The sequence below is a fragment of the Micromonospora chalcea genome (assembly GCF_028768405.1).
Classification (GTDB): Bacteria; Actinomycetota; Actinomycetes; order Mycobacteriales; family Micromonosporaceae; genus Micromonospora; species Micromonospora chalcea.
In genome coordinates this window covers 480,162-506,787 of the sequence record NZ_CP118233.1, presented here as the reverse complement: position 1 = coordinate 506,787, position 26,626 = coordinate 480,162, and the positions used below count along the sequence as shown (strand labels likewise).

The window sequence follows — 26,626 nt, the reverse complement described above, 5'->3', positions numbered from 1 at the left end:
GGGTGCTCCCGCCGGACGACGGGCCTCGGGCACGCCGGGCCAGGGGCCGTCGACGGGCGGGCGCGGCGCGCCGCCCTCGGGACCGCCGGGGCGCACCGGCGGCGCGGCCGGGCCGAGCTGGTCGGGACCGCGCCGGGTCACCGGAGGACGCGGACCGGGCCGGCCGCCGGGCATCGGGGGCGGCGCGTCAGCCGGGCGGCCGGGTGGCATCTCCGGACTGGGCCGGGCGGCGCCCGCGTCCGCTGCGGAACGCCCGGCGACAGGTGGTACGTCCGCGCCGGGCCGGACGTGACCGGGCCCGGCCGGTCCTCCGCGGCCCACGCCCGGCGGGGACGCCGGGCCGCCACGACCGGAAACGGGCGGTTGCGTCGGGTCGGTGCGGCCGTCCGGCACCGGCCCGGCCGGTTGGGGACGGCCGGGGGGCGGGGCGGCGGGAGACGACGGACCGGGCCGGGCGGACGACGGAGGCGCCGCCGGGCCGGGCCGACCGGAGACGGGTGGCTGCGGGCCCGGGTGACCGGCCAGGGGCGGCTGCGGGCCCGGGTGACCGGACGCGGGCGGCTGCGGACCCGGCCGGCCGGGTGGTTGCGGGCCCGGCGCCGGGGGCCGCGGAGCGGACCGGGCGGGCATCCCCGGCCCGGCGTCGGGCGGAGGCATGCCGGGCCCGGCGGCCGGGCCCGGTGCTGCTCCCGGCCGGCCCGGCGCGGGCGCGGAGGAATCCCCCTCCGGTCCGAGTTCGCCGCCCTGCTGCTTGGCGGTACGCAGATCGTCGATCCAGCCGAGTTCCTCGCCGACGACGGTCGGGTCGAGCTCGGGCTCGGCCCGGCCGCGTCCCCACCGGCGGCCCTTGGCCCGCGGATCGCGCCGCTCGTCGGGGCCGTCCGCCGGCCGCTCCGGACCACGCGCCATCACTACTGACCCCCCTCGGCGGCGTCGCTGCCGCCCTCACTCGCCCCGCTGGCCTGCTCGCCGCCGCCCACCCGGGCCCCGTTCACGGCGGCCGGGGCGCCGGCCTCCGCCCGGGTCGCCGGTGCCGGCAGCCCACGGACGATCCGGCGCAGCAGCGGCAGCCGGGTGGCCACCGCCCGCTCCGCGCCGTGCCCACTGGGCTGGTAGTAGTCGGTCCCGACGAGGTCGTCCGGAGCGTACTGCTGGGTGACCACCCCCCGGTGGTCGTCGTGCGGGTAGCGGTAGCCGGCCCCGTGCCCGAGTCCGCGCGCGCCGGAGTAGTGGGCGTCGCGCAGCCCGCGCGGCACCGGGCCGCCACGACCGGCGCGTACGTCGGCGACAGCGGCGCCGATCGCGGCGGTGGCCGAGTTCGACTTCGGCGCGGTGGCCAGGTGGATGACCGCCTGGGCCAGGTTGAGCTGCGCCTCCGGCAGGCCCACGTACTCGACCGCGTGGGCGGCCGCCGTGGCGACCGTCAGCGCGGTGGGATCGGCCATGCCGACGTCCTCGCTGGCGAAGATCACCAGCCGGCGGGCGATGAACCGGGCGTCCTCGCCGGCCACCAGCATCCGGGCCAGCCAGTGCAGCGCCGCGTCCACGTCGGAGCCGCGCATGCTCTTGATGAACGCGCTGGTCACGTCGTAGTGCGCGTCGCCGTCGCGGTCGTAGCGCACCGCCGCCACGTCGACCGCCTGCTCCGCCACGGCCAGGTCGATCCGGCCGGCGCCGAGCGCGGTCGCGGTGGCCGCCGCCGCCTCCAGCGCGGTGAGCGCCTTGCGCACGTCGCCCCCGGCGAGCCGGACCAGGTGGTCCTCCGCCTCCTCGGCCAGCACCAGCGCGCCGCCGAGGCCGCGCTCGTCGGCGACCGCGCGGCGCAGCAGCCCGCGTACGTCGTCGTCGTCGAGGGCCTGAAGGGTGAGCAGCACGCACCGCGACAACAAGGGCGAGATGACCGAGAAGTACGGGTTCTCCGTGGTCGCCGCCAGCAGCGTGACAGTACGGTCCTCGACGGCGGCGAGAAGCGAGTCCTGCTGGGTCTTGCTGAACCGGTGCACCTCGTCGATGAACAGCACCGTCGGCGGGCCGCCGGAGCGGCGCTGCCGCCGCGCGGTCTCGATCACCGCGCGGACGTCCTTCACGCCTGCGGTCAGCGCGGACATCGCCACGAACCGCCGGTCGGTGGCCCGGGCCACGAGATGCGCGATCGTGGTCTTGCCGCTGCCCGGCGGCCCCCAGAGGATGACCGACATCGGCGCCGCGCCCTCGACCAGCTGACGCAGCGGCGCGCCCGGTGCGAGCAGGTGCTCCTGCCCGACCAGTTCGTCGATGCCGGCCGGCCGCATCCGCACCGGCAGGGGCGAGTCCGCCCGGGCGTCGGTGAAGCCGTCGGCGCCGCTCGCGCCCGCGGGTGCTCCGGCGGGCTCGCCGAGGGTGAAGAGGGCGTCCGATTCCATCACGAGAACAGTACCGGGCCGGGCCGACGGCGCCGGAATCGCGCCGCCGACCCGACCCGGGTGGTCGTTTCCGGTCAGCCGCGACCCGGCCGCCGGCCCCGGTACCAGCGGCCGCCACCGCCGCCGCGCGGGCCGGAGCCGACGCCGGCCAGGTAGAGCGAGAGCAGCAGGAAGCCGATGAGCATGAGCGTCGAGGTGCTGAACAGATCGGGCGCGCCGAGGTCGGTGTTCATGAAGTCGAGCAGCAGCGCGAAACCGAACACGATGGCCGCGAGAATGGCGAGCATGTCGTTCCTCCGGTGGGGGTTCCCAGCAGGTCGGCGACGGATGTACCCAATCGGTCTGTTCGTCAATCTCCACCCTGGAACAGGAGATGGGCGGCCTCCGATACGGGCCGCGGGTGCTCGTAGGCTGGCGCAATGATCACTGTCGACGAGGCGCTGACCGGGCGCGGGGCGCTGCTCGCCGCGGCCGGCGACCACCCGTACGCCCGGCACGCGCTGCGGCGCGACCAGGCCGTACGCGGATGGCGGCACGGCGGCGCGGTCGGGTGGCTGCTCCCGCCGGGCGAGTGGTCGGCCGGCGGGGCGGTCGGCGCCCCCGGCCCGGCGATCGACGTCTTCGCCGCCCACCGGGCGGACGGGACGCTGCGAGCCGGTCAGTCGATCAACCTGCCCCGCGCCGACCCGGACGAGGTGGCCGCGCGGCTGCCGGTGGCCCGGCTGATCGAGTGGGACTTCCTCTGGACCACCGCGCCGCCGCCGCACCAGCCGGAGCAGGAGCGGGTGGAGCGGCTCACCGCTGCCGACCACCCCGCCCTGACCGCGCTGATCGAGGAGGCGTTCCCGAGCACCACCTCCCGGCCGGGCGAGCCGGGCATCATCGACTGGTACGGGATCCGCGACGGGGACCGCCTGCTCGCCTGCGGCGCGGATCGCAGCCGCGCCGACATCGGCTTCCTGGCCGGGTTGACCGTCGCGCCCGGGCTTCGCGGCCGGGGGCTGGGCGCGGCGCTGACCGCCGGCATGACGGGCGCGCTGTTCGCCCGGTACGACACGGTGGCGCTGGGCGTCTACCCGGACAACGTGGGCGCGATCCGGCTCTACCGGCGGCTCGGCTTCACCGCCACCGAACGCCGCACCTCGATCAAGCTGGCCTGACGCTGCCGGCACCCGGCCAGGGCTGCGATCGGAAGCGGGCGCGTCGAACCGGTGAGTGGAACGTCATGGGTGTCAAACGGGAGCCGAGACACCCATGACGTTCCACCCGCGGGGCGGTGACCCGCACGGCGATGCCGGGAACGTTGCCGCCGACAACGCCGGCACCACTCGGCCGCCGCCGGGCGACGCCCGCCGTCGGGACGCCGGGACGCCGGGACGGCCCAACCACTGCCGGGCGACGCCCGCGGGGCTCAGTCGCGGCCGGGTGACGCCGGCACGACCACCGGCCCGGGCCCGCCAGTGACGGCAGCCGCGTCCGCGCCGACGGCGGCGCCACGGTCCGCCGCGTCGAGGGGCGGCTCGGACGCCAGGCCGGCGTGGCCGGGGCCGCCGCCCGTCACCTCCGGCGTCACGTCGACCGCCGAGGGGGTACGGCGGGCGGCGCGCCAGGCCGGCAGGTAGAGCGGCGCGGCCACGGCGAGCACCACCCCGCCGACGATCATGGCGGTGCTGACGCTCGTGGCGTCGGCCAGCGCGGTGAGCGTGACCGCGCCGAGCGCGCCGGCCGGCTGGCCGGCCATCGAGTTGAGCGACAGCACGCTGGTGCGGTACGGCCCGTCGACCTGCCGGTGCAGCAGTCCCATGTGCAGCGGGTTCGACGCGCCGTGCACGGTGTAGCAGGCCAGGTACGCGATGAGGATGCCGACCGGCCCGGCCAGCAGGCCCATGCCGACCACTGTGACGCCCTGGAGGATCCGCATCAGCGCGGCGGCCGGGGCGGCGCCGAGGCGGCGCAGCAGGAACGGGGTGAGCGCGGCGCCGGCCGCGTTCGCGAGCCAGGCCGCGGTGCCGGCGGGGCCGAGCAGCGCCGCGGCGCGGGCCGGGTCGTCGAGCACCTCGGCGAGGCGTACCGGCAGCAGCGACTCGAAGGTGACCATGCCGAAGCCCCAGAACAGCTCGACGGCGACCAGGGCCGCCAGCACCCGGTTTCGGCGCAGCAGCCCGACGGCCTGCCCGACCATCCGGGGCGCGTCGACCACGGAGGCGCGCAGCGCGGCCGGGCCGGACGCGGGCCGCCGCTCGGCCATCAGCGCGAGCAGCGCCACGATGGACACGGCCTGGAGCACGGCGGCGACGATCACCGGCAGCGCGAGGGCGCTGACCGGGCCGATCGGGCCGAGCGCGACGAGGCCGCCGCTGAGCAGGGCGCCGGCGCCGATGGCGACACCGATCACGGTGCCGGCCCAGCCGAGGCCGCGTTCGTACTCGGCTTTCGGGTCGGCGGCGAGCGTCGCGTCGACGTACCAGGATTCCATCGGGCCGCTGTCGAGCGCCCGGTAGACGCCCTGCAGCGCCCAGACCAGGAAGAACATCCAGAACGAGTCGGCCACCGCCATCAGCGCCAGCGAGCCGAGGCCGATGGCCCAGGCGGCGACCAGCACGGGTTTGCGGCCGAGCGCGTCGGCGAAGCCGCCGGTGGGCAGTTCCAGCGCCAGCACGACGAGGCCCTGGGCGGTGGCGACCAGGCCGATCTGGGACAGCGTGAGGCCGCGCTCCTGCATCAGCAGCACCATCACCGGCATGAGCAGGCCGCTCGGTAGCCAGCGCAGGCCGTACAGCGTGAGGTAGCGGATCCGGATCTGGCGTACGGACAGCGCGGTCACGGCTTCTCCTCGGCGGGTGGCGGGGTGGACCGGGGGAACGCCGCGTCCATCGGGAGGGCGGCGAGGTAGAGCTGGACCGTCTCGGCGTCGGGGTCGTCCGGGTCGGTCTCGTCGCGGTGCCGCTCGAAGACCGCGAAGACCTCCTCCTGGATCGCCTTGAGGCGGTCCACGGGGATGCGCATGAAGAAGTCGCCCATGCCGAACGCGTCACGCCAGGCCGGCGACCACCGGTGCCGCTGGGCGAACCAGCGTTCGGCGTGCCCGGCGAAGAAGCGGACGTAGTCCGCCTCGACCCACTCGATGGCCGCCCGCGAGTCGGGGTCGTCGTCGAAGTCGCTGGACTCCCAGCTGGTGACATCGTGCGCGGCCCGCCAGTAGCGCTGCCGGCCGGTGCCGAGGCTCGGGTCCTCGACCACGAGGCCGACCTCGGCGAGTTGGCGCAGGTGGTAACTGGTCGCGCCGCTGTTGGTGCCGAGCGCCTCGGCGAGGGCGGTGGCGGTGGACGGGCCCACCACGCGCAGCGCCCCGATCAGCCGCATGCGCAGCGGCTGGGCCAGCGCGCGGACCTGACGGTGGTCGATGCGTACGGTGCGCTTCTTCTCCTCCATGAGATGCACAATATCTGTGCACACTTTCGATGCACAAGATACTTGCAAAGAATATGTGCAACTAGCCGTACAGCTCGGTGATCCCGCGCAGCCGGGTCCGCAGCAGTCCCGCGGCGCGGGCGGAGTCCAGCACCACCTCCCCCGGGCGGCGCAGCCCGGCGGCGGCGATCGTGGTCGTCCGCAGCCCGCCCGTATCCACCCCGTCGTGCCGGGCCACCAGCAGCCCCAGCTCGGCGCGGCTCACCGCGTCCGGCCCGGCCACGTTCAGCAGCCCGGCATAGTCGCCCGGCACCAGCTCCAGCACCGCGCCGGCGAGGTCGGCGACGTGCACCGGGCAGCGCAGCTCGTCGGTGAACAGCGTGGCCCGCCCCGCGAGGGCCTCCCGGCAGAGCTGGATCTGCTTGCTGCCCTCCCCCACGATCAGCGAGGTACGCACCAGCGCCGCGCCGGGATCGACCGCCCGCACCGCCGTCTCCGCCGCCGCCTTCGCCGCCCCGTACGCGTGCAGCGGCGTGGGCACGTCCTCGTCCGCGTACGGCGCAGGCCGCCCGGCGTGCAGCGCGTCGCTGGACAGGTGCACCAGCCGGGCGTCCACCTCGGCGGCGGCTACCGCGATGTGGGCCGCCCCGTCCGCCGTGACCGCCCAGTCGTCGTACCGGTAGGGGGTGGCGACGACCGCGTCGGGGCGTACCCGGGTCAGCAGCTCCCGCACGGCGGCGCGGTCGGTCACGTCGAGCCGGTGCGGCGCGACGCCGGGCACCGCGACGGCGGAGCGGTGGTACGTGCCGGCGACCCGGTGCCCGGCGGCGACCGCCTGCCGGCACACCTCGGCGCCGAGGAAGCCGCTGGCTCCTACCACGAGCAGGTTCATGTCGTCTCCCCCGAAGATCGAAAAAGGCCCGCGTCATCATGACGCGGGCCAGTTCCGGAAAGCGAGGATCAGACGGGGTCGGCCACCGGGGCGGCCGGGCCGGCGGTGCCGGCGTGCGGACCGGCCGGGGCCTTCGGCTTGGCGTCGATGCCGGCCTCGGCGCGCTGCTGCCCGGTGATCGGGGTGGGCGCGCCGGTCAGCGGGTCGAAGCCGCCGCGGGTCTTCGGGAACGCGATGACCTCGCGGATCGAGGCGGCGCCGGCCAGCAGCATGCAGACCCGGTCCCAGCCGAACGCGATGCCGCCGTGCGGCGGGGCGCCGTACTTGAACGCCTCCAGCAGGAAGCCGAACTTGTCCTGCGCCTCGTCGGCGGTGATGCCGAGCAGGTCGAACACCCGCTGCTGCACGTCGCCGCGATGGATACGGATCGAGCCGCCGCCGATCTCGTTGCCGTTGCAGACGATGTCGTACGCGTACGCCAGCGCCCGGTCCGGCGCGTCCTCGAACCGGTCCACCCACTCGGCGTTCGGCGAGGTGAACGGGTGGTGCACGGCGGTCCAGCCACCCTCGTCGGTGCGTTCGAACATCGGCGCGTCGACGACCCAGCAGAACGCCCAGGCGCTCTCGTCGATCAGGTTCGACCGCTTGGCGATCTCGATCCGGGCCGCGCCGAGCAGCTCCTGCGCCTCGCGGGTGTTCGTGCTCGCGGCGAAGAAGATCGCGTCGCCGGGCTTCGCGCCGACCGCGTCGGCCAGGCCGGACAGGTGCGCCTCGGACAGGTTCTTCGCCACCGGGCCGCGCGGCTCGCCGGTCTCGGCGTCCAGCACCACGTACGCCAGGCCGCGCGCGCCGCGCGCCTTGGCCCAGTCCTGCCAGCCGTCCAGCTCCTTGCGGGTCTGCGCCGCGCCGCCGGGCATGACCACCGCGCCCACGTAGCCGCCCGCGTCGATCGCGCCGGCGAACACCCGGAACTCGGTGCCGCGCAGGTACTCGGTCAGCTCGGTCAGCTCCACGCCGTAACGCAGGTCCGGCTTGTCCGAGCCGTAGCGGGACATGGCGTCGTGCCAGGTGATGCGTGGGATCGGCCGGGCGATCTCGTAGCCGGCGAGGTCCTTCCACAGCGCCGAGACGATCGCCTCGCCGAGGTCGATCACGTCGTCCTCGGTGACGAACGACATCTCGATGTCGAGCTGGGTGAACTCCGGCTGCCGGTCGGCGCGGAAGTCCTCGTCGCGGTAGCAGCGGGCGATCTGGTAGTACCGCTCCATGCCGCCGACCATGAGCAGCTGCTTGAACAGCTGCGGCGACTGCGGCAGCGCGTACCAGCTGCCCGGCTGCAGGCGCACCGGCACCAGGAAGTCGCGGGCGCCCTCCGGGGTGGACCGGGTCAGCGTCGGCGTCTCGATCTCCAGGAAGTCCCGCTCGTGCAGCACGCCGCGGGCGATCTGGTTGGCCCGCGAGCGCAGCCGCATGGCCTTCGCCGGGCCGCCCCGGCGCAGGTCCAGGTAGCGGTACTTGAGCCGGATGTCGTCCCCGGCCTCGATCTGGTCGTCCACCGGCAGCGGCAGCGGCGCGGCCTCGGAGAGCACCTCCAGCTCGGACGCGGTCACCTCGACCTCACCGGTGGGCAGCTCCGGGTTCTCGTTGCCCTCCGGGCGGCGGGTCACCTCGCCGGTGACCTTGACGCAGAACTCGTTACGCAGCGCGTGCGCGTCCTCCTCGCGGAAGACCACCTGCACGACGCCGGAGGCGTCGCGCAGGTCGACGAAGATGACACCGCCGTGGTCGCGCCGGCGGGCCACCCACCCGGCGAGCGTCACCGTCGAGCCGGCGTCCGCGGCGCGCAGGCTTCCGGCATTGTGGGTACGGATCACGGCTGGCGTCTCCTCAATCTGGTCCACTCACTGCTCCCCCGCATTCTGTCAGGGCGGGCGAGTCCGCTCCCGGGCACCCGTCGAGCCGGTCCGCCCCGGCGGTGGCGAAAGCGCCGTGCGGGCCGGGTCCGGCGTTCTACCGTGGCCGGGTGCGTGCCGTACCGAGCTGGGCCGTGGTGACCGCGGCCGCCGCGCCCGCGCTGCTGGTGGCGGGCTGGACGGTCGCGGGCGCCCGCCAGGGGGCGGGGTACGACCCGGTGCGGGACACGATCAGCGAGCTGGCCGGCGAGGGCGCGACCGATCCGTGGCTGATGGGCGGCGCGCTGGTGCTGCTCGGCTGCTGCTACGCCGCCACCGCCGCCGCGCTGCACGCCGCCGGGCTGCCCAGCCGCTTCCTGCTCGCGGTCGGCGGGGTGGCCACCGTCGCGCTGGTCGCGTTCCCCCGCCCGCAGGTTGGTGGCTCCCCGGCGCACGGCGTGGTCGCGACGGTGGCGGTGCTCGCGTTGTCGCTGTGGCCGGCCGGGACGGCGCTGCGGCTGCCCCGCAGAGTCCCGCGCGAGGTGGCCGCCTCCCCGGCCGGCACGCCGCCGTGGGCGTTCCGCCGGCCGGTGGCGCTGGCCGTGACGGCGGCGCTGCTGGCGTTGTTCGGCTGGTCGGTGGCGGAGGTGACAGGCGGCTCCCGGACCGGGCTGGCCGAGCGGGTGGCAGCGCTCGCGGTGACGCTCTGGCCGCTGGCGGCGGTGCTGTCGGCGCGGCGGGCCCACCGGCACTGGACGGCCCGGCCGTCGGACCCGCCCCGCCCGGACGGGCCGCCGATCGGCCCGGGCCGTCTTGGAGCGGGCGCCTGAGCGGGTACGCGGAACGGGCCGCCGGTCGCCCGGCGGCCCGTTGGATGCGATGCGTGGATCAGAAGACGCTCACGCCGTAGACGCTGAGCGGCTCGGTGACCGGCTGGAAGTAGGTGGTACCGCCGGAGGAGCAGTTGCCACTGCCGCCGGAGGTGAGGCCCAGGGCGGTGGTGCCGGCGAACAGCGAGCCGCCGCTGTCGCCCGGCTCGGCGCAGACGGTGGTGCGGATGAGACCGGAGACGCTGCCCTCGGCGTAGTTCACGGTCGCGTTGAGCGCGGTCACGCTGCCGCTCTTCACGCCGGTGGTGCTGCCGGAACGGCGGACGGACTGGCCGACGTAGGCGTTGCCGGCCGAGGTGATGTCCTGGGTGCTGCCGTTGTAGAGCGAGACGTTACCGGCCGCGTTGGCCGAGTTGCTGTGCCGGACGATGCCGTAGTCGTTGCCCGGGAAGCTGGTGCCGGTCCGGGTGCCGAGCACGGTGGTACGGCTGGAGTTGGAGTACCAGGTCGAGCCGATGTTGGTGCAGTGCCCGGCGGTGAGGAAGTAGTACGTCGAGCCGCTGCGCACGTTGAAGCCGAGCGAGCAGCGCCCGCCGCTGGCGTAGATCGCCTGGCCGCCGGAGATCCGGGTGCTCAGCACGCCCGCCTCGGCCTCGATGCGGATCGCGCCGTTGTGCCGGGCGGCGGCCGCCTTGACCCGCTCCAGCTTGGCGCCGGTGACGGTGCTGTCGACGGAGACGACGACCTGGTTCGTGGCCGGGTCGGTCCACCAGGCGGTGCCGGGGATCTTGGCGGAGCGCTCCAGCTCGCCGGTGGCGGCGTTCAGCTTGTCCGCGCCGCGCGCCACGATCTTCGGGATGGCGCCGGCGTCGCGCACCTGGCGAGCGGTCGCGGTGTCGGTCACCGTGACGATCATCTTGCCGCTGGCGTCGGCGTACGTGCCGGCCGCGCGGGCGCCGAGCTTCTCGACGAGGGTGGCGGCGGCGTCCGGCGAGAGGGCCGCGGGGGCGGCCTGCGCGGGGGCGCTGAGCAGCGAGCCGGTGACCAGGGTGCCGGCAACGGCGACTGCGGCGGCGCGGCGGAGCGTGGACCTCGTGGGTCGCATGTAACAACCTCCGAATGGGGGTGAACGGGCGCTGTCATGGGGGCGCGCCCGAGGACAACCCGGGCGACCTGGGGAAACCGCCCGGGTGCCCAAAGTATTCACACATTTAAGATCGTAAACAAGACATGGCTTTGCCCGGATTCGCACCAGCGCCCGATGTAACGCCCCAGCAACAACATCGACTCAAGGTGTCAGAGCCGGGGATCGACCCGCGTCGACGTGCTGGGGCAGGCGCGGCGAACGGTCAGGCGCGCGGGGCGGTCAGGCGCGGCGGTGGGCGCCGGGGCCGGGACGGGGCAGCACGTCGCGCGCCTCGGTGATCTCGTGCCCCTCGGCGCAGCGCAGCTCGACCCGGACCTCGGCGCCACAGTCACGATGCGCCACGCTCAGCGGGGAGCCCTCCGGGTCGGCCAGGTAGCGGTCACCCCAGCCGAGCACGGCGACGAGCACCGGCCACAGGTCCAGCCCCATCTCGGTGAGCCGGTACTCGTGACGCGGCCGGCTGCCCGGCTCCCGGTACGGCTCGCGACGCAGCACCCCGCGCTCGACGAGCATGGCGAGCCGGTTGGTCAGCACCTGGCGCGGGATGCCGGTACGCACCCGCATGTCGTCGAAGCGGCGTACGCCGTTGAAGACCTCGCGCAGCACGACCAGGGTCCACCGCTCGCCGAGGACCTCCATGGCGCGCGCGATGGTGCAGTTCTCCACCGACCAGTCCAGTGCCGCGGGTCTCATCCGACCAGGCTAGGTCTGATTGACAGACTCAGCAACGCGCTGCCAGGCTGAGTCCATGACGCAGACGCAGGAACGCTCGCGCACGTTCACCTGGTCCGACCCGGCCGCCGGGGCCGCCCACCTGGGCCGGCGCAGCGGCCTGGAACTGATGCGGGCGATGATCGCCGGCGAGCTGGCCGCCCCGCCGATCATGCACCTGATCGACATGTCCCGGATGGAGGCCGAGGAGGGGCGCGTGGCGGTCGAGCTGCTGCCGCAGGAGTTCCACTACAACCCGCTCGGCACGGTGCACGGCGGCGTCCTCTCCACGCTGCTGGACACCGCCGCGGCCTGCGCCGTGCACACCACGCTGCCGCCCGGGGTCGGCTACACGTCGCTCGACCTCAACGTGAAGTTCCTGCGCCCGGTAACAGTCGACACCGGCACGCTGCGCTGCGAGGGCACTGTGCTCCAGCGGGGCCGCCGCACCGCCCTGGCCGAGGCCCGCCTCACCGACCCCGCCGACCGCCTGGTGGCCCACGCCACCTCAACCTGCCTGATCTTCCCCCTCCCCTGACCACCGCACCCCGCGCCCCCGCCGCGCCCGGCGATCTTGCGGTTGCGGCCCCCGCAGCGCCGGTTTCGCGGCATTCGCGGGGGCCGTGAGTGCAAGATCGCGCGGGAGAGAGGGGGGTGGGGTCAGCGGGTTGCGGCCAGGCGGGCTGCTCGGGCTGCGCGCTTCTCCTCGAAGCGGGACGCCTGGGTCTCCAGCATGTCCAGGTGGGCGGCGATCTGGTCGCGGGCGGCCTCGCCGTCGGCGTTCAGGCCGGTCACGTCGAACAGGTTCCACTGACGCAGCACCGGCATCACCACCTCGTCACGGTGCTGGCGCAGGTCGTAGATGCCGGCCAACGCGATCGCCACCGACTTGCGGGCGAAGCCGTCGATGCCCACGCCCGGCATCTGGAAGTTGGCCAGCACGTCGGCGACCGCCCGCATGGCCTGCGACGGGGCCAGCTCGAACGCCGCGCCGAGCAGGTTGCGGTAGAAGACCATGTGCAGGTTCTCGTCCGCCGCCACCCGGGCCAGCAGCGCCTCGCACGTCGGGTCGCCGGTGGCCCGGCCCGTGTTGCGGTGCGAGATGCGGGTCGCCAGCTCCTGGAACGACACGTACGCCAGCGAGTGCAGCATCTCCTGGTCGTGGACGTTCTGGTAGCCCGCCGACATGTGCACCATGCGGGCCCGCTCCAGCGCCACCGGGTCCACCGCCCGGGTCACCGTCAGGTAGTCGCGGATCGCCGTGCCGTGCCGCCCCTCCTCGGCGGTCCACCGGTGCACCCAGGTGCCCCACGCGCCGTCGCGCCCGAACAGGGTGGCGATCTCGTGGTGGTACGAGGGCAGGTTGTCCTCGGTGAGCAGGTTGACGATCAGCGCCGTCCGGGCCACCTCGGGCAGCGTCGAGTCCTCCGGTGACCAGGCCTCGCCGCCCAGCGGGCCGTCGAAGGTGCGGCCCTCGCTCCACGGCACGTACTCGTGCGGGAACCACTCCTTGGCCAGCGACAGGTGGCGGTCGAGGTTCTTCTCGACCACCGGCTCGAGTTCGGTGAGCAGAGCGGTCTGGCTGAGCACGGTCACGACGTTCTCCCTACGGTGGCGTAACTTACGCCACCGTAGGTCCAAACGCCTTCAGACGCCAGTGCCGGCCGGGCCGACCAGCGGCTTCAGGTCCGCCCGGGGCGGCGTCCACTCGCCCGCCGAAGCGGCCACCTGCTCACCGGAACGGATGTCCTTGACCTCGTCGCCGTCCGCGCCGGGGAACCAGACGTACGGGATGCCGCGCCGCTCGGCGTACCGGATCTGCTTGCCGAACTTGGCCGCCGACGGGGACACCTCGGTCGGCACACCGCGCGACCGCAGCGCCGCCGCGACCGCGTCACTGGCCGCCCGGTCCTCCTCGGCGGTGACCGCCACCAGCACACAGGTCGGCACCGAACGGGACACCGACAGCGCCTCGGCGCCGAAGAGCAGGCCGAGCAGCCGGGTCACCCCGATCGAGATGCCCACCCCGGGGAACCGGACGTTGCCGGAACTGGCCAGGTTGTCGTACCGGCCGCCGGAGCAGATCGACCCGAACCGCTCGTAGCCGATCATCTGCGTCTCGTAGACCGTACCCGTGTAGTAGTCCAGGCCCCGCGCGATGCGCAGGTCGGCCACGCAGAGGCCGGGCGCGTGCGCGGCGGCGGTCTCCACCACGGCGGCCAGCTCCGCGACGCCCTCGTCCAGCAGCGGATCGCTCACCCCGAGGCCGCGCACCGCGTCGGCGAAGGAGGCGTCCGGCGCGGAGATCTCGGCCAGCGACAGCACGGCCTTGGCCTGCGCCTCACTCGCCCCGGCGGTGCTCGCCAGCAGCTCCGTCACCCCGGCCGGGCCGATCTTGTCGAGCTTGTCGACGGCGCGCAGCGCCGCCTCCGTGTCGGTCAGCCCGATGCCCCGGTAGAAGCCCTCGCAGATCTTGCGGTTGTTGACCTGGATACGCACCGGCGGGATCGGCAGCGACCGCAGCGCGTCACCGATTACCAGCGGCATCTCCGCCTCGTAGTGCGCCGGCAGCGTGTCCCGGTCGACGATGTCGATGTCGGCCTGGAGGAACTCCCGGTAGCGGCCCTCCTGCGGGCGCTCACCCCGCCACACCTTCTGGATCTGGTAGCGGCGGAACGGGAACTGCAGCTTGCCGGCGTTCTCCAGCACGTAGCGGGCGAACGGCACGGTCAGGTCGAAGTGCAGGCCGAGCGCGTCGTCACCGGCCGGCCCGTCGGCGTCGGCCTGCAACCGGCGCAGCAGGTACACCTCCTTCGAGGTCTCCCCCTTGCGCAGGAGCTGGTCCAGCGGCTCGACCGAGCGGGTCTCCAGCGGCGCGAAGCCGTACAGCTCGAACGTGGCGCGGATCCGGTCGAGCACGAACTGCTCGATCATCCGCTGCGCCGGCGTCCACTCGGGGAAGCCGGAAATGGGCGTGGGCTTGCTCATCACGAACTCCTTGAGAACCCGCGCGGGCGCGGGTGAGGGTCTAGAGGCCTCGGGTGGGCGCGGCCGGGCGCGCGCCGCCGGTGCCCGCCACCTCGACGAGGTACGGGTTGGTCGCGCGCTCGCGGCCGATAGTGGTCGCGGGGCCGTGGCCGGGCAGGACGACTGTGTCGTCGGCCAGCGGGAGCACCTTGTCCCGCAGGCTGGACAGCATCCGGGGCATGCTGCCGCCCGGCAGGTCGGTACGGCCGATCGAGCCGGCGAACAGCACGTCACCGGAGAGGCAGATCTGCTCCGCCTCCCAGGGCGAGCCGGCGCCGGGCAACCGGAACAGCACCGACCCGCCGGTATGGCCGGGGGCGTGGTCGACGGTGATCTCCAACCCGGCCAGCGACAGCGTCGCGCCGTCGGTCAGCTCGGCCACGTCGTCCGGCTCGGCGTACGGCAGCCGGCCGCCGAACAGCTGGGTCAGGTCCATCGACAGCGCCTTGCTCGGGTCGGCCAGCAGCTCCCGGTCGTCCGGGTGGACGTAGGCGGGGATGCCCCGCGCGCCGCAGACCGGGGCGACGGAGAACGTGTGGTCCAGGTGGCCGTGGGTGAGCAGCACGGCGGCCGGGTGCAGGCGATGCTCGGCGAGCACGGCGTCGAGCCGGTCGAGCACCCCGATGCCGGGGTCGACCACCACGCACTGCTCCCCCGGAGCGGTCGCCACCACGTAGCAGTTGGTGCCGAAGGCGTCCGCGGGAAAGCCGGCCACGAGCACGTCGCTCCCCTTTCCGTCCGGTCGTCGTCTGCTTGCAGCCTAGTCGTAGCGGCGAGCGAGTTCCGCCCGCCACCGGGCCCGTCCGCCCCGGCCGGGCTGAGATGACGGGACCTCGTACACGACATTCACAGTCGCTACCCGTACACTCTGGCGGGCGTGTGGCGTGGCGCACCCCGACCGGAACGGCGGCCGGCGCCCGGCGCCGGCGGCGATTCAGGCAGAGGAAGGGGAGCGCACGTGGCTTCCAGCAGGGACCGGCAGCGCAAACTGGCGCGGGCCAAGCTCGACCGGCAGCTCGCCCGGCGGGCGGCGGCCGCGAAGCGCCGCCGGCAGATCCGGGCCGGTGTGGGCGCCGCGGTGGTGCTCGTGCTGATCGTGGCCGGTTCCGCCTGGGCGCTCGGCGCGTTCGACTCGGAGCCGGAGAAGCAGGCCGCCGAGGACGTCTGCCTCTGGACCGCGCAGGACGGCGCCGTCAACACCAACCTCAAGGACGTCGGCGAGCCGCCCACCACGGGCCTGCCCACCTCGGGCACCCGGCCGATGACGATCACCACCAACCAGGGTGGCCCGATCACCGTCGAGCTGGACCAGACCGACGCGCCGTGCGGCGCGGCGAGCCTGAGCTACCTGGCCGGCCGCTCGTTCTTCGACAACACCACGTGCCACGAGATCACCGCCGAGGGCGCGCTGCGCTGCGGCGACCCGACCGGCACCGGGCTCGGCGGACCGACCTACTCGTTCTTCGACGAGAACGTGCCGGCCGCGCCGGAGCCCAGCCCGTCGGCCTCCCCGGCCCCGGGGCAGCCGGCGACGTACCCGAAGGGCACCGTCGCCATGATCGGCAACCCGCCGGGTAGCAACGGCAGCCAGTTCCTGATCTTCTTCAAGGACGCCAGCCCGGAGAAGCCGGCCTACTCCGTGGTCGGCAAGGTCACCGGCGGGCTCGACGTGGTGGAGAAGATCGGCGCCATGCCGACGGAGGACAACGGCAACGGCGCCAAGGTCAAGCCCAAGACGCAGATCCTGGTGCAGAGCGTCACCGTCGGCGAGCCGGGCGCGGCTCCGGCCGACAGTCCCGCGCCCTCGCCGAGCGCCAGCGCGGGCTGACCGACCCAGAGCCGGCGGCAGCCCGCCGGCTCACCCACACGTGACCGGCGGCGCGCGCGCCGACCCCAAACGCAGCAGGTGAGGAGTGACCGTGACGTCCACCAGAGACCGCCAGCGCGCGGCGGCGCGGGCCAAGCTCGAGCGGGAGATGGCGGAGCGGGCCGGCAAGGCCCGCAAGCGCCGGCAGACCCAGGCGATCGTCGGCGCCGCGGCCGTGCTGGTGCTCGTCGTTGCCGGCACGGTGTGGCTGGCCACCTCGCTCGGCGGCGACGACGACGAGCAGACGGGCGGCACGACCACTGCCGACGCCGTGCAGTGCGCGTACACGGAGGTGCCCAAGGAGGGCCGGCCGCCGCAGATCAAGGACGTCGGGCTGCCGCCGACCCAGCAGGCCGGCAAGGGCTCCCAGACGATGACCATCGACACCAACCTGGGCCCGATCACCGCCAAGATCGACCGTGCCGCCGTGCCCTGCACCGCGGGCAGCTTCACGCACCTCGCCAGCAAGGGCTTCTTCGACAACACCAAGTGCCACCGCCTGGTGACCGAGGGCATCAAGGTGCTCCAGTGCGGCGACCCGAGCGCCACCGGCAAGGGCTGGCGGGACACCGACGGCACCGGCGGGCCCAGCTACAACCTGGCCGAGGAGAACCTCCCCACCAACAAGCGCCCGCCGTACCCGGAGGGTGTCATCGCGATGGCCAACTCCGGGCAGCCGGGCAGCACCGGCAGCCAGTTCTTCATCGTGTACGGCGACTCGCCGCTCGACCCGAACTACACGGTGCTGGGCACCATCACCGGTGGCATGGACGTGGTGAAGCAGGTCGCCGCGGCCGGTGACGACGGCGCGTTCGCCAAGCAGGCCGGCGGTGGTCACCCGAAGAAGGAGATCACCATGACCAAGGTGACGATGAGCCCGGTCGAGGGCGGCTGACCGCACCGGTACGACGACGAAGCGCCCGCCGGCTGATCGCAGCCGGCGGGCGCTTTCGCGTACGTGGTGGCTCAGGCCCCGGAGGTGACCCGGTACGCGTCAAACACGCCGTCGACCTTGCGTACCGCGGCCAGCAGGTGGCCCAGGTGCTTCGGGTCGGCCATCTCGAAGCTGAACCGGCTCACCGCCACCCGGTCCCGCGTGGTGGTGACGGTCGCGGAGAGGATGTTCACCCGCTCCTCGGACAGCACCCGGGTCACGTCGGCGAGCAGCTTGTGCCGGTCCAGCGCCTCGACCTGGATGGCGACCAGGAACGTGGACGCCGAGGTGAGCTTCCAGCTGACCTCGACCACCCGCTCGGGCTGGGCGCGCAGGTCCTCGGCGTTGGCGCAGTCGTCCCGGTGCACGCTGACCCCGCCGGAGCGGGTGACGAAACCGAACACCGAGTCCGGCGGCACCGGCGTGCAGCAGCGGGCCAGCTTGATCCAGACGTCGCTGACGCCGCGGACGACCACGCCCGGGTCGGCGCTGCTCTGCCGGCTGCGCGGCGGCCGGGTGGCGACGGCGGTCTCGGCGATGTCCTCCGCCGCGCCCTCCTCGCCGCCGTAGGAGGCCATCAGCTTCTGCACGACCGACTGCGCGGAGACCTGGCTGTCGCCGACCGCCGCGTACAGCGAGGCCACGTCGGCGAGGTGCAGGTCCCGCGCGATCGCCATCAGCGCGTCCGAGGTGAGCATCCGCTGCAACGGCATGCCCTGCTTGCGCATCGCCTTGACGATCGCGTCCTTGCCGGCCTCGATCGCCTCCTCGCGCCGCTCCTTGTTGAAGTACTGGCGGATCTTCGTACGCGCGCGCGGGCTCTTCACGAAGCCGAGCCAGTCCTGCGTCGGGCCGGCCGTGTCGGACTTCGACGTGAAGATCTCGATCACGTCGCCGTTGGAGAGCGTCGACTCCAGCGGCACCAGCTTGCCGTTCACCCGCGCGCCGATGCACTTGTGCCCGACCTCGGTGTGCACCGCGTACGCGAAGTCCACCGGCGTCGACCCGGTCGGCAGCGGGATGACGTCGCCCTTGGGGGTGAAGACGTACACCTCCTGGCTGGACAGGTCGAACCGCAGCGCGTCCAGGAACTCGCTCGGGTCCGCCGCCTCGCGCTGCCAGTCCAGCAGCTGCCGCAGCCAGGTCATCTCGTCGATGTGCGCCGGCGGGCCCACCACCGGCGTGCCCTTGTGCTCCTTGTACTTCCAGTGCGCGGCGATGCCGAACTCGGCGGTGCGGTGCATCGCGTACGTGCGGATCTGCATCTCCACCGGCTTGCCGGTGGGCCCGATGACAGTCGTGTGCAGCGACTGGTACATGTTGAACTTGGGCATGGCGATGTAGTCCTTGAACCGGCCCGGCACCGGCTGCCAGTTGGCGTGGATGACCCCCAACGCCGCGTAGCAGTCGCGCACCGTGTCGACCAGGATCCGCACACCCACCAGGTCGTAGATGTCGTTGAAGTCGCGCCCCCGCACGATCATCTTCTGGTAGATCGAGTAGAGGTGCTTGGGCCGCCCGGTCGTCTCCGCCTTGATCTTGGCGGCCTTCAGGTCGGTGGACACCTTCTGGGTCACCTGGCGCAGCAGCGCCTCCCGCTGCGGCTGGTGCTCCCCGATCAGCCGGTTGATCTCCTCGAACCGCTTCGGGAACAGCGTGCCGAAGGCGAGATCCTCCAGCTCCCACTTGATCGTGTTCATACCGAGGCGGTGCGCCAGCGGCGCCAGGATCTCCAGCGTCTCCTTGGCCTTCTGCTCCTGCTTGGGGCGCGGCAGGAAGGTCAGGGTCCGCATGTTGTGCAGCCGGTCGGCCAGCTTGATCACCAGGACCCGGGGGTCCTTCGCCATCGCGACGACCATCTTGCGGATGGTCTCGGCCTTGGCCGCGTCGCCGAGCTTGACCTTGTCGAGCTTGGTGACGCCGTCGACGAGCAGCGCGACCTCGCCGCCGAAGTCGGCGCGCATCGCGTCGAGCGTGTATTCGGTGTCCTCGATGGTGTCGTGCAGCAGCGCCGCGACCAGCGTGGTGGTGTCCATGCCCAGGTTCGCCAGGATGGTCGCCACCGCGAGCGGGTGCGTGATGTAGGGGTCGCCGGACTTGCGGTACTGCCCCGAGTGCCACCGCGCGGCCGTGTCGAAGGCGCGCTGCAGCAGCCGCGCGTCGGCCTTGGGGTGGTTCTCCCGGTGCGTCGCGATCAGCGGCTCCAGCACCTCACTGACCTGCGAGGTCTGCCAGGGCGCGTTGAACCGGGCCAGCCGGGCGCGTACCCGCCGGCCGGTGGGCGCGTTGGAGAGCGCGAACCCGCCGCTGGTCGCCGCGTCGGCGGCAGCCTCGGTCGGGAACGGCACCACGACCGCCCCGCCGTCGGCCGTCGCGTCGGGCGCGCCGCCGGTGGCGCCGGTCGCCCGGGCCTGCGGGTTGCCGCTGCGCTCGGTCACCGAGCCGTCCGCGTCGCCTGTCGGGTGCACCGTGCCCTCCACCGGAGGGACGACATCGTGGGACACCGGCCTCCTCACCGCTCGCCGGGATGCGCCGGCCGTTCGGCCGACGTCTGGTTCAACCGGCCCGGGGGCCGGTGTTGTTCCGCGCGGTCACCGGGGCCGGGCCCCGGCGCCTTCGCCGCCCCGGACACCTCGGCCGGGTCGGGCAAAGCGCAATGCTACCCGTACGCAGGGTACGCCACCGCTCCCCCGGACGGTCGGCGCCGACCGGCCCGACGGCCGGGCCGGGTCAAACGGTCAACAGGGCGTGGACCGGACGCGGCGCGAGCCGCTTGCGGCCTTCCAGGAAGCCCAGCTCCAGCAGCACGGTGAACCCGGTCACCGTGCCACCGGCCCGCTCCACCAGGTCCAGCGTCGCCTCGGCGGTGCCGCCGGTGGCGAGCACGTCGTCGAGCACCAGCACGCGGTGGCCGGCGGTGAAGGCGTCCTGGTGCACCTCCAGCGTCGCCTCGCCGTACTCCAGCGCGTAGGAGGCGGAGTGCGTCGCCCGGGGCAGCTTGCCGGCCTTGCGCACCGGCACCACGCCGACCCCGGTGGCGTACGCGACGGCCGCGGCGAGCACGAACCCACGCGCCTCGATGCCGGCGACGGCGTCGAACGAGTCGCGCCCGTGGTACGCGATGATGCCGTCGATCACCTCACGGAACGCCGTACCGTCGGCGAACAGCGGCATCAGGTCCTTGAACACGACACCCGGCTTGGGGAAGTCCGGCACGTCCAGCAACCGGCTGGCGACGAGCTGGGCGACCTCCGGGCCGCTGTCTCCGCGTACGCCCGTGGTGTGGGTCTCCGTCACAGTGCGTCCCATGTCCTCTCGAAACGACGACGGCGTCCGTCATGCCGTGAGTCCAGCATGACGGACGCCGTCGTCGCGACTACGTCCGGGCCCGTGGTTCAGCGGCGCTTGCCGCCGGGCCGGTTGCCACCACCGCCGGCGGGCCGCCCGCCGCGGGCGCCGCTGGGACGCTTGCCGGCCGGGCGGGCGCCGACCTTGGGGGCGGCGCCGGCGAGCGCGGCGGCCTCCGGGTCGATCGGCTCGTCGGCGGCCGGGGCGGCACGCGAGGCGCCCTTCGGGGTGATCTCGCCCCGGGCCAGCGCGGCCCGGCGGGACAGCACCCGCTTGTTGTGCGCGCTGATCCGCGGGTCCATGTTCTTCAGCAGCACCAACAGCGGGGTGGCCAGCACGATCGAGGTCAGGAACGCCACCGCCATACCGACGAACAGCACCAGGCCGAGGTCCTTCAGCGTGCCCGCGCCGAGCAGGCCGGCGCCGATGAAGAGCAGGCCGCCGACCGGCAGCAGCGCCACCACCGAGGTGTTCAGCGACCGCATGAGGCTCTGGTTGAGCGCCAGGTTGGACGCCTCGCCGTAGGTGACGTTGTTGTTCGCGGTGATGCCGCGTGTGTTCTCCTGCACCTTGTCGAAGACCACCACCACGTCGTAGAGCGCGAAGCCCAGGATCGTGAGGAAGCCGATGATCGTCGACGGGGTGACCTCGAAGCCGACCAGCGAGTAGATGCCGGCGGTGAGGACCAGGTTGGTCAGCAGCGAGGTGATCGCCGCGACCGCCATCCGCCACTCGAAGCGCAGCACCAGGTAGATCGACACCACCGCGATGAAGATCAGCAGACCGAGGAAGGCGCGGGAGGTGACCTGGCTGCCCCACGCCTCGGAGACCTGGCTGCCGCTGATCTGGTCGGCCTGGATGCCGAACTCCTCCGCCATCGCGGCCTTGGCCGCGTTGGCCTGCTCGGCGCTGAGCTGCCCGGTGCGCATCTCGTAGAACTCGCCGCTGGTGCTGCCGACCTTCTGCGCGCTCACCACCTCGACGCCGGGCGCCTCGTCGGCCAGCACCTCGTCGACGGTCTGCTCGGCCCGGTCCAGCGTGCCGACGCTGGCCGGCACCTGGAACGTGTTGCCGCCGGCGAACTCGATGCCGAGCTTGAAGCCGCTGATCGCGAAGCTGAGCACCGCGATCAGGACGAGGACGCCCGCCACGCCGAACCACAGGTTGCGGCGGCCGACGATGTTGAGATCCGCCTCGCCCCGGTAGAGCCGGGCGGCCAGACCGTTCTTAGCCATCTCAGGCCTCCTTGACACGCGGGTTGCGGGCGGTGCCCGACTCGGCCGACCGGGCCGGCAGAGCCCGGCCCAGACCGCTGACCCGCGGCGACAGGAACGCCCGGGTGCGGGCGAACATCGTCATGATCGGGTGGCGGAAGAGGAACACGACGACCAGGTCGAGCACTGTCGCCAGGCCGAGCGCGAAGGCGAAGCCCTTCACCGCGCCGACCGACACGATGTAGAGCACCACCGCCGACATCAGCGTGATCGCGTTCGCCGAGATGATCGTCCGGCGGGCCCGGATCCAGGCGCGCGGCACCGCGCTGCGTGGGCTGCGGCCCTCCCGGATCTCGTCCTTCAATCGTTCGAAGTAGATGACGAACGAGTCCGCCGCGACGCCCAGTGAGACGATCATGCCGGCGATGCCGGCGAGCGTGAGCGTGAAGCCGATCGAACGGCCGAGCACCACGAGCGCGCCGAAGACCAGCAGCGCGGAGAGCACCAGGCTCAGGAAGATGACCGAGCCGAGCAGCCGGTAGTAGAAGAACGAGTAGATGATGACCAGCAGCATGCCGATGCCGGCGGCCAGCAGACCCGCCTTGAGGTGGCTGTCGCCGAGCGTGGCGGTGACGTTCTGCTGCTCCTGCGGCTCGAACGTGACCGGCAGCGCGCCGTAGCGGAGCTGGCTGGCGAGCGCGTTCGCGGTCTTGTTGTCGAAGCTGCCGGTGATCTGCGAGTCACCGGTCAGCACGCCCTGGATCTCCGGGGACGAGACGATCTCGTTGTCCAGGACCACGGCGACCCGGCACTTGCCGTCCTGGCCGAGCGCGGTCTGGTCGCAGGCCTGGCCCTCGTTGTTGAACGCCTCGCGGGTCAGCGCGGTCCACTTCTCCTGGCCCTTGCCGGTGAAGTTGAGGCTGACCACCCAGGAGCTGGTCTGGTCGAGCTGGGCGGAGGCGTTCTTGACGTCGGTGCCGAGCACCTTCGCCACGTCGAGCAGGTATTTCGCGCCGGACTCGCAGGCGACCGCCTTCTGCTTCTCGTCCTTGATCGAGGCGGCCGGGCGCTTGTCGAGCTGGGCGCAGGTGATGGTCGGGACGTTGAACTGCATCTCGACCGGCAGGACCGCGACCTCCTGCGGAGTGAGCGTGCCGAACGGCTTGAGCTTGTCGGCGAGCGTCGGGTCGGTGGTGAGGTCGGCCGGGGCCTGCAGGCCCGAGGCGGCGGCCCAGGCGGCCGCGCCGACCTTCTGCTCGACGGCCTTGCGCTGCTGCTCGATGCTCTGCGGCACCGGCTCGGCGCTGGCGCTGGGGGACGCGGCGCTCGGCGAGGCCGACGGGGTGGCCGAGGCGCTGGCGCTCGGGTTCGGGGCCATGCCGCCCTGTCCGCCGGCGCTCGGCGACCCGCTGACCTTGGGGCTCGTGGTCGCCTGCGGCGACGCGCTGCCCGACGGCGCCGGGCTGGCGGTCCCGGACGGAGCGACGCTCGGGGTCGGCGCGGGCGCGGCGGCGGCGCCGCTGCCGTCGGTGGCCTTGAGGACCTTGCGGAAGCGCAGCTCGGCGGCGCTGCCCACGTCGGTCAGGTCCCGGTTCTGGCCGGGCAGGGAGATGACGATGTTGCGGTTGCCCTCGGTGACCACCTCGGCCTCGGCCACGCCGTAGGCGTTGACCCGGCTCTCGATGATCTGGCGCGCCTCCTCGAGGTTGCCGGCGGTCGGCGGCTTGCCGTCCACGGTGTTTGTGGCCTCGAGCGTCAGCCGGGTGCCGCCGACGAGGTCCAGGCCGAGCCGGGGCTCCAGCCGGTCCTTCCAGCCACCGCTGGCGCCGCCCGAGAAGAACACCAAAAGATAGAGGACGACGAAGATGAGCCCGAGCACGGCGAGCTGCCGTCCGGGCCGCATCTGTCCCTGAGGTGGTGCCACGGCTGTCCTGTCTCCCTGTACGGTCGCGCCGCTTCCGCGGCGGCGACAACTGTCGGGCCGGGGGTGTCCGCCCGACTGCTCCGGCGGATCGGCACCGGCCGACGGCACGCCGACCGGGGCACGGCGCGGGGGCACCGCACGGCCTGGCCGGGTGCCGGCGCCGGGCGCCGACCCCAACTATCCACTTGTACCGATGATTCCGCTGCCCCGTCCGGGGCGGCAGTCACTCCTTGACCGGCTCGGCTTCCTCGCTGATCGTCTCGGCAGCCGGCGCCTCGGCGCGCTTGATCACGCGGGCCACGGCGGGGCGGGCGTACCGGGTCTGCACCCCCGGGGCCACCTCCAGCAGGACGGTCTCGTCCTCGACCGCGGTGACAGTGCCGTGCAGGCCGCCGATGGTGACCACCTCGTCGCCCGGGGCCAGGGCGGACTGCATCTGCTCGGCCTCGCGGCGGCGCTTCTGCTGCGGTCGGATCATCATGAAGTACATGACGACGAAGAGCAGAGCGATCATCAGGATCGGCGTCAGACCGCCGGCTCCCCCGCCACTCGCTGCTGCGTAAAGCACGGTGTAGACCTTCCGGTTGGCCTCCGTCCCGGCGCCGGAGGGCGCCGCAGCGGAAGCGGATTCTCACGTCCTGTACAAACCGCGGCGAAGTCTAGTCCCTGCTCCTGAGAAGACCGAATGCGGCACAGATCACGAACGGATCACGGCTGGTCGGTCTGTACCGAGAAGAGATCGGGCCCCGAAGAGGTATCCGCACCAAATGTACCATTCGGCGGGTTGCGGCCCAGATGCCGCCAAGCGGCCTCCGTCGCCACCCGCCCCCGCGGCGTACGCGCCAGCAGGCCGGCCCGCACCAGGAACGGCTCGCAGACCTCCTCGACCGTGTCCGGCTGCTCCCCCACCGCGACCGCCAGCGTGGACAGGCCCACCGGGCCGCCCCGGAACGAGTCGACGAGCGCGGTCAGCACCGCCCGGTCGAGCCGGTCCAGGCCCAGCGCGTCCACGTCGTAGACGGTCAGCGCGGCCCGGGCGGTCTCCAGCGTGACCACGCCGTCGGCCCGCACCTCGGCGTAGTCGCGCACCCGGCGCAGCAGCCGGTTGGCGATACGCGGGGTGCCGCGGGACCGGCCGGCGATCTCGGCCGCGCCGTCAGCGGTGATCGGCACGCCGAGGATCCGGGCCGACCGGTGCAGCAGCGTCTCCAGGTCGGCCGGGGCGTAGAAGTCGAGGTGCGCGACGAAGCCGAAGCGGTCGCGCATCGGCCCGGTCAGCAGGCCGGACCGGGTGGTGGCGCCGACCAGCGTGAACGGCTCCACGTCGAGTGGGATGGCCGTCGCGCCCGGGCCCTTGCCGACCACCACGTCGACGCGGAAGTCCTCCATGGCGCTGTAGAGCAGTTCCTCGGCCGGCTTGGCGATCCGGTGGATCTCGTCGATGAACAGCACGTCGCCCTCGGCGAGGCTGGTCAGGATCGCGGCCAGGTCGCCGGAGCGCTCGATGGCCGGGCCGCTGGTCACCCGGATCCCCGCGCCCAGCTCGGCGGCGACGATGTTGGCCAGGCTGGTCTTGCCCAGGCCCGGCGGACCGGACAGCAGGATGTGGTCCGGCGGCGAGCCACGCCGCATCGCGCCCTGCAGCAGCAGGTCGAGCTGGTCCCGGACGCGGTCCTGGGCGATGAACTCGGCCAGCCGCTTCGGCCGGACGCTCGCCTCCGCGTCCCGCTCGGCGTCGTCGACGTACGCCGAGACCAGGTTCTCCCCGCTCATCGGGTCCGGCCCAGGAGGCGGATCGCCTGCTTGAGCAGGACCGGCACCGGCGGCGTCTCACCGTCCACGGTCTCCGCCACCGCGGCCACCGCCTGCTCGGCCTGGGCGGCCGTCCAGCCCAGCCCGACGAGGGCCTGGCGGACCTGCTCCGGCCAGGCGCCGGCGGTCACCCCGGCCGCGCCGTCGGCGCCCACCGGCACCGGGCCGATCCGGTCGCGCAGCTCCAGCACCAGCCGCTCGGCGCCCTTCTTGCCGATGCCCGGCACCCGGGTCAGCGCCGCGGTGTCGGCGTTGGCGATGGCCTTGCGGACCGCATCCGGCGTGTGCACGGCGAGCACCGCCTGGGCCAGCCGGGGACCGACCCCGCTGGCGGTCTGGAGCAGCTCGAACAGCTGCTTGGCGTCGTCGTCGGCGAAGCCGTAGAGGGTGAGCGAGTCCTCCCGGACGACCAGGCTGGTCGCCAGCCGGGCCGGCTGGCCCACGCGCAGCTCGGCGATCGTGCCGGGGGCGCACTGCACGGCCAGGCCGATGCCGCCCACCTCCACCACCGCGTGATCCGGGCCGGTGGCGGTCACCGTGCCGCGTACGCTCGCGATCATCGCGTCCCTCCTCGTCGGGCCCGCTGCGCGGCCTCGGCCAGCTTGGACCGGGTGCCGCCGCGCCACACGTGACAGATGGCCAGCGCCAGCGCGTCGGCGGCGTCGGCCGGTTTCGGCGGCTCGGGCAGCCGCAGCAGCCGGGTGACCATCGCCGTCATCTGCGCCTTGTCGGCCTGGCCGGAGCCGGTCACCGCCGCCTTCACCTCGCTCGGCGTGTACGTCGTCACCGGCAGCCCGGCCCGGGCCCCGGCGAGCACCGCGACGCCGCTGGCCTGCGCGGTGCCCATCACGGTGCGGACGTTGTGCTGGCTGAACACGCGCTCCACGGCGACCGCGTCCGGGCGGTGCTCGGCGACCAGGTCGGTGAGCGAGCGGTCCAGGTGCAGCAGGCGCAGCGGCAGGTCGTCGGCCGGGTCGGTGTAGACCACGTAGTAGGCCACGAGCGTGCAGGGGCGGCCCGGCACGCCCTCGACCACGCCGACCCCGCACCGGGTCAGCCCCGGGTCGACGCCCAGCACGCGCACGCCGCCTCCTCCCCGAGCCGCCAGCAGTACGTGTGTTCGACACACCCTACTGGTGCCCGCCGACGGCGGGTCGGCCGGACACGCCGGGCGCGGCCGGTGACGCGGCGCACCACACACCCGAGCGGTGGAGT

The 26,626-nt window shown here is 73.5% G+C and carries 24 protein-coding genes; 5 read left to right on the top strand and 19 right to left on the bottom strand.

Annotation, left to right across the window (positions count from 1 at the left end; genetic code table 11):
- Window positions 1-911: 911 nt before the first annotated feature.
- On the bottom strand, window positions 912-2,402 hold the full coding sequence (locus tag PVK74_RS02335) for a replication-associated recombination protein A (RefSeq protein WP_043324963.1): 1,491 nt from the start codon (window positions 2,400-2,402) through the stop codon (window positions 912-914).
- Window positions 2,403-2,476: 74 nt separating this feature from the next.
- Window positions 2,477-2,689 carry a hypothetical protein gene (locus PVK74_RS02330; protein ID WP_018785054.1) on the bottom strand — a complete coding sequence of 71 codons (213 nt, stop codon included), beginning with the start codon at window positions 2,687-2,689 and terminating at the stop codon, window positions 2,477-2,479.
- Between the two features lie 132 nt (window positions 2,690-2,821).
- Here PVK74_RS02330 and PVK74_RS02325 point away from each other — a divergent pair, with 132 nt between their 5' ends.
- Window positions 2,822-3,562 (top strand): GNAT family N-acetyltransferase, encoded by a 741-nt coding sequence (locus tag PVK74_RS02325; protein ID WP_274478051.1) that lies wholly within the window; start codon window positions 2,822-2,824, stop codon window positions 3,560-3,562.
- Between the two features lie 251 nt (window positions 3,563-3,813).
- Here the strand turns inward: PVK74_RS02325 and PVK74_RS02320 are convergent, their stop codons facing one another.
- The 4 genes from PVK74_RS02320 to aspS all read right to left on the bottom strand — a co-directional run bounded on the left by PVK74_RS02320 (window position 3,814) and on the right by aspS (window position 8,579).
- Window positions 3,814-5,226 (bottom strand): MFS transporter, encoded by a 1,413-nt coding sequence (locus tag PVK74_RS02320; protein WP_113973147.1) that lies wholly within the window; start codon window positions 5,224-5,226, stop codon window positions 3,814-3,816.
- Window positions 5,223-5,834, bottom strand: a complete 612-nt coding sequence (locus PVK74_RS02315) for a winged helix-turn-helix domain-containing protein (RefSeq protein ID WP_104115176.1) — start codon at window positions 5,832-5,834, stop codon at window positions 5,223-5,225. Before PVK74_RS02315 ends, PVK74_RS02320 begins: the two co-directional genes overlap by 4 nt.
- Before the next feature lie 61 nt (window positions 5,835-5,895).
- Window positions 5,896-6,705 (bottom strand): sugar nucleotide-binding protein, encoded by an 810-nt coding sequence (locus PVK74_RS02310; RefSeq protein WP_274478049.1) that lies wholly within the window; start codon window positions 6,703-6,705, stop codon window positions 5,896-5,898.
- Between the two features lie 68 nt (window positions 6,706-6,773).
- Entirely contained in the window at window positions 6,774-8,579 is a 1,806-nt protein-coding gene (aspS, locus tag PVK74_RS02305; RefSeq protein WP_274479238.1) for an aspartate--tRNA ligase, read from the bottom strand.
- 149 nt (window positions 8,580-8,728) lie between these two features.
- Between aspS and PVK74_RS02300 the strand changes: the two genes are divergently transcribed.
- Window positions 8,729-9,427 (top strand): DUF998 domain-containing protein, encoded by a 699-nt coding sequence (locus PVK74_RS02300; RefSeq protein WP_274478048.1) that lies wholly within the window; start codon window positions 8,729-8,731, stop codon window positions 9,425-9,427.
- Window positions 9,428-9,485: 58 nt separating this feature from the next.
- Here the strand turns inward: PVK74_RS02300 and PVK74_RS02295 are convergent, their stop codons facing one another.
- On the bottom strand, window positions 9,486-10,532 hold the full coding sequence (locus PVK74_RS02295) for a S1 family peptidase (RefSeq protein ID WP_069087664.1): 1,047 nt from the start codon (window positions 10,530-10,532) through the stop codon (window positions 9,486-9,488).
- 261 nt (window positions 10,533-10,793) lie between these two features.
- A complete protein-coding gene (locus tag PVK74_RS02290) occupies window positions 10,794-11,267 on the bottom strand; it encodes a winged helix-turn-helix transcriptional regulator (protein WP_043324969.1) in 474 nt (157 codons plus the stop codon).
- A gap of 55 nt (window positions 11,268-11,322) precedes the next feature.
- Here PVK74_RS02290 and PVK74_RS02285 point away from each other — a divergent pair, with 55 nt between their 5' ends.
- Complete coding sequence (locus tag PVK74_RS02285; protein ID WP_064448524.1) at window positions 11,323-11,823, top strand: PaaI family thioesterase; 501 nt, start codon at window positions 11,323-11,325, stop codon at window positions 11,821-11,823.
- A gap of 122 nt (window positions 11,824-11,945) precedes the next feature.
- Here the strand turns inward: PVK74_RS02285 and PVK74_RS02280 are convergent, their stop codons facing one another.
- The 3 genes from PVK74_RS02280 to PVK74_RS02270 are packed head-to-tail and all read right to left on the bottom strand — an operon-like array spanning window position 11,946 to window position 15,033.
- Complete coding sequence (locus PVK74_RS02280; RefSeq protein WP_274478047.1) at window positions 11,946-12,881, bottom strand: acyl-ACP desaturase; 936 nt, start codon at window positions 12,879-12,881, stop codon at window positions 11,946-11,948.
- Window positions 12,882-12,932: 51 nt separating this feature from the next.
- Window positions 12,933-14,273 carry a histidine--tRNA ligase gene (hisS, locus tag PVK74_RS02275; RefSeq protein ID WP_113973154.1) on the bottom strand — a complete coding sequence of 447 codons (1,341 nt, stop codon included), beginning with the start codon at window positions 14,271-14,273 and terminating at the stop codon, window positions 12,933-12,935.
- A gap of 40 nt (window positions 14,274-14,313) precedes the next feature.
- Window positions 14,314-15,033 (bottom strand): MBL fold metallo-hydrolase, encoded by a 720-nt coding sequence (locus PVK74_RS02270; RefSeq protein ID WP_030502528.1) that lies wholly within the window; start codon window positions 15,031-15,033, stop codon window positions 14,314-14,316.
- A gap of 237 nt (window positions 15,034-15,270) precedes the next feature.
- Between PVK74_RS02270 and PVK74_RS02265 the strand changes: the two genes are divergently transcribed.
- Window positions 15,271-16,140, top strand: a complete 870-nt coding sequence (locus PVK74_RS02265; protein ID WP_064448526.1) for a peptidylprolyl isomerase — start codon at window positions 15,271-15,273, stop codon at window positions 16,138-16,140.
- A 91-nt stretch (window positions 16,141-16,231) separates the two neighbouring features.
- Window positions 16,232-17,074 (top strand): peptidylprolyl isomerase, encoded by an 843-nt coding sequence (locus PVK74_RS02260; RefSeq protein ID WP_043330340.1) that lies wholly within the window; start codon window positions 16,232-16,234, stop codon window positions 17,072-17,074.
- A gap of 71 nt (window positions 17,075-17,145) precedes the next feature.
- Here PVK74_RS02260 and PVK74_RS02255 read toward each other — a convergent pair whose 3' ends face one another.
- From PVK74_RS02255 to ruvC, 8 genes are all read right to left on the bottom strand, one after another.
- Window positions 17,146-19,617, bottom strand: a complete 2,472-nt coding sequence (locus PVK74_RS02255; RefSeq protein WP_043324973.1) for a RelA/SpoT family protein — start codon at window positions 19,615-19,617, stop codon at window positions 17,146-17,148.
- 226 nt (window positions 19,618-19,843) lie between these two features.
- Window positions 19,844-20,410: an adenine phosphoribosyltransferase gene (locus tag PVK74_RS02250; RefSeq protein WP_043324974.1), complete on the bottom strand. Its 567-nt coding sequence runs from the start codon at window positions 20,408-20,410 to the stop codon at window positions 19,844-19,846.
- Window positions 20,411-20,508: 98 nt separating this feature from the next.
- On the bottom strand, window positions 20,509-21,696 hold the full coding sequence (gene secF / locus PVK74_RS02245; protein ID WP_166456344.1) for a protein translocase subunit SecF: 1,188 nt from the start codon (window positions 21,694-21,696) through the stop codon (window positions 20,509-20,511).
- 1 nt (window position 21,697) lies between these two features.
- Complete coding sequence (gene secD, locus PVK74_RS02240) at window positions 21,698-23,599, bottom strand: protein translocase subunit SecD (protein ID WP_181373716.1); 1,902 nt, start codon at window positions 23,597-23,599, stop codon at window positions 21,698-21,700.
- Between the two features lie 223 nt (window positions 23,600-23,822).
- Window positions 23,823-24,167, bottom strand: a complete 345-nt coding sequence (gene yajC / locus PVK74_RS02235) for a preprotein translocase subunit YajC (RefSeq protein WP_036343450.1) — start codon at window positions 24,165-24,167, stop codon at window positions 23,823-23,825.
- 140 nt (window positions 24,168-24,307) lie between these two features.
- The gene (gene ruvB / locus PVK74_RS02230) at window positions 24,308-25,372 is read right to left on the bottom strand and encodes a Holliday junction branch migration DNA helicase RuvB (protein ID WP_064448528.1); all 1,065 of its coding nucleotides are present in this window, start codon (window positions 25,370-25,372) and stop codon (window positions 24,308-24,310) included.
- A complete protein-coding gene (gene ruvA / locus PVK74_RS02225; protein WP_043324978.1) occupies window positions 25,369-25,971 on the bottom strand; it encodes a Holliday junction branch migration protein RuvA in 603 nt (200 codons plus the stop codon). Before ruvA ends, ruvB begins: the two co-directional genes overlap by 4 nt.
- The gene (gene ruvC, locus PVK74_RS02220; protein ID WP_030502538.1) at window positions 25,968-26,495 is read right to left on the bottom strand and encodes a crossover junction endodeoxyribonuclease RuvC; all 528 of its coding nucleotides are present in this window, start codon (window positions 26,493-26,495) and stop codon (window positions 25,968-25,970) included. Before ruvC ends, ruvA begins: the two co-directional genes overlap by 4 nt.
- Window positions 26,496-26,626: the final 131 nt, after the last annotated feature.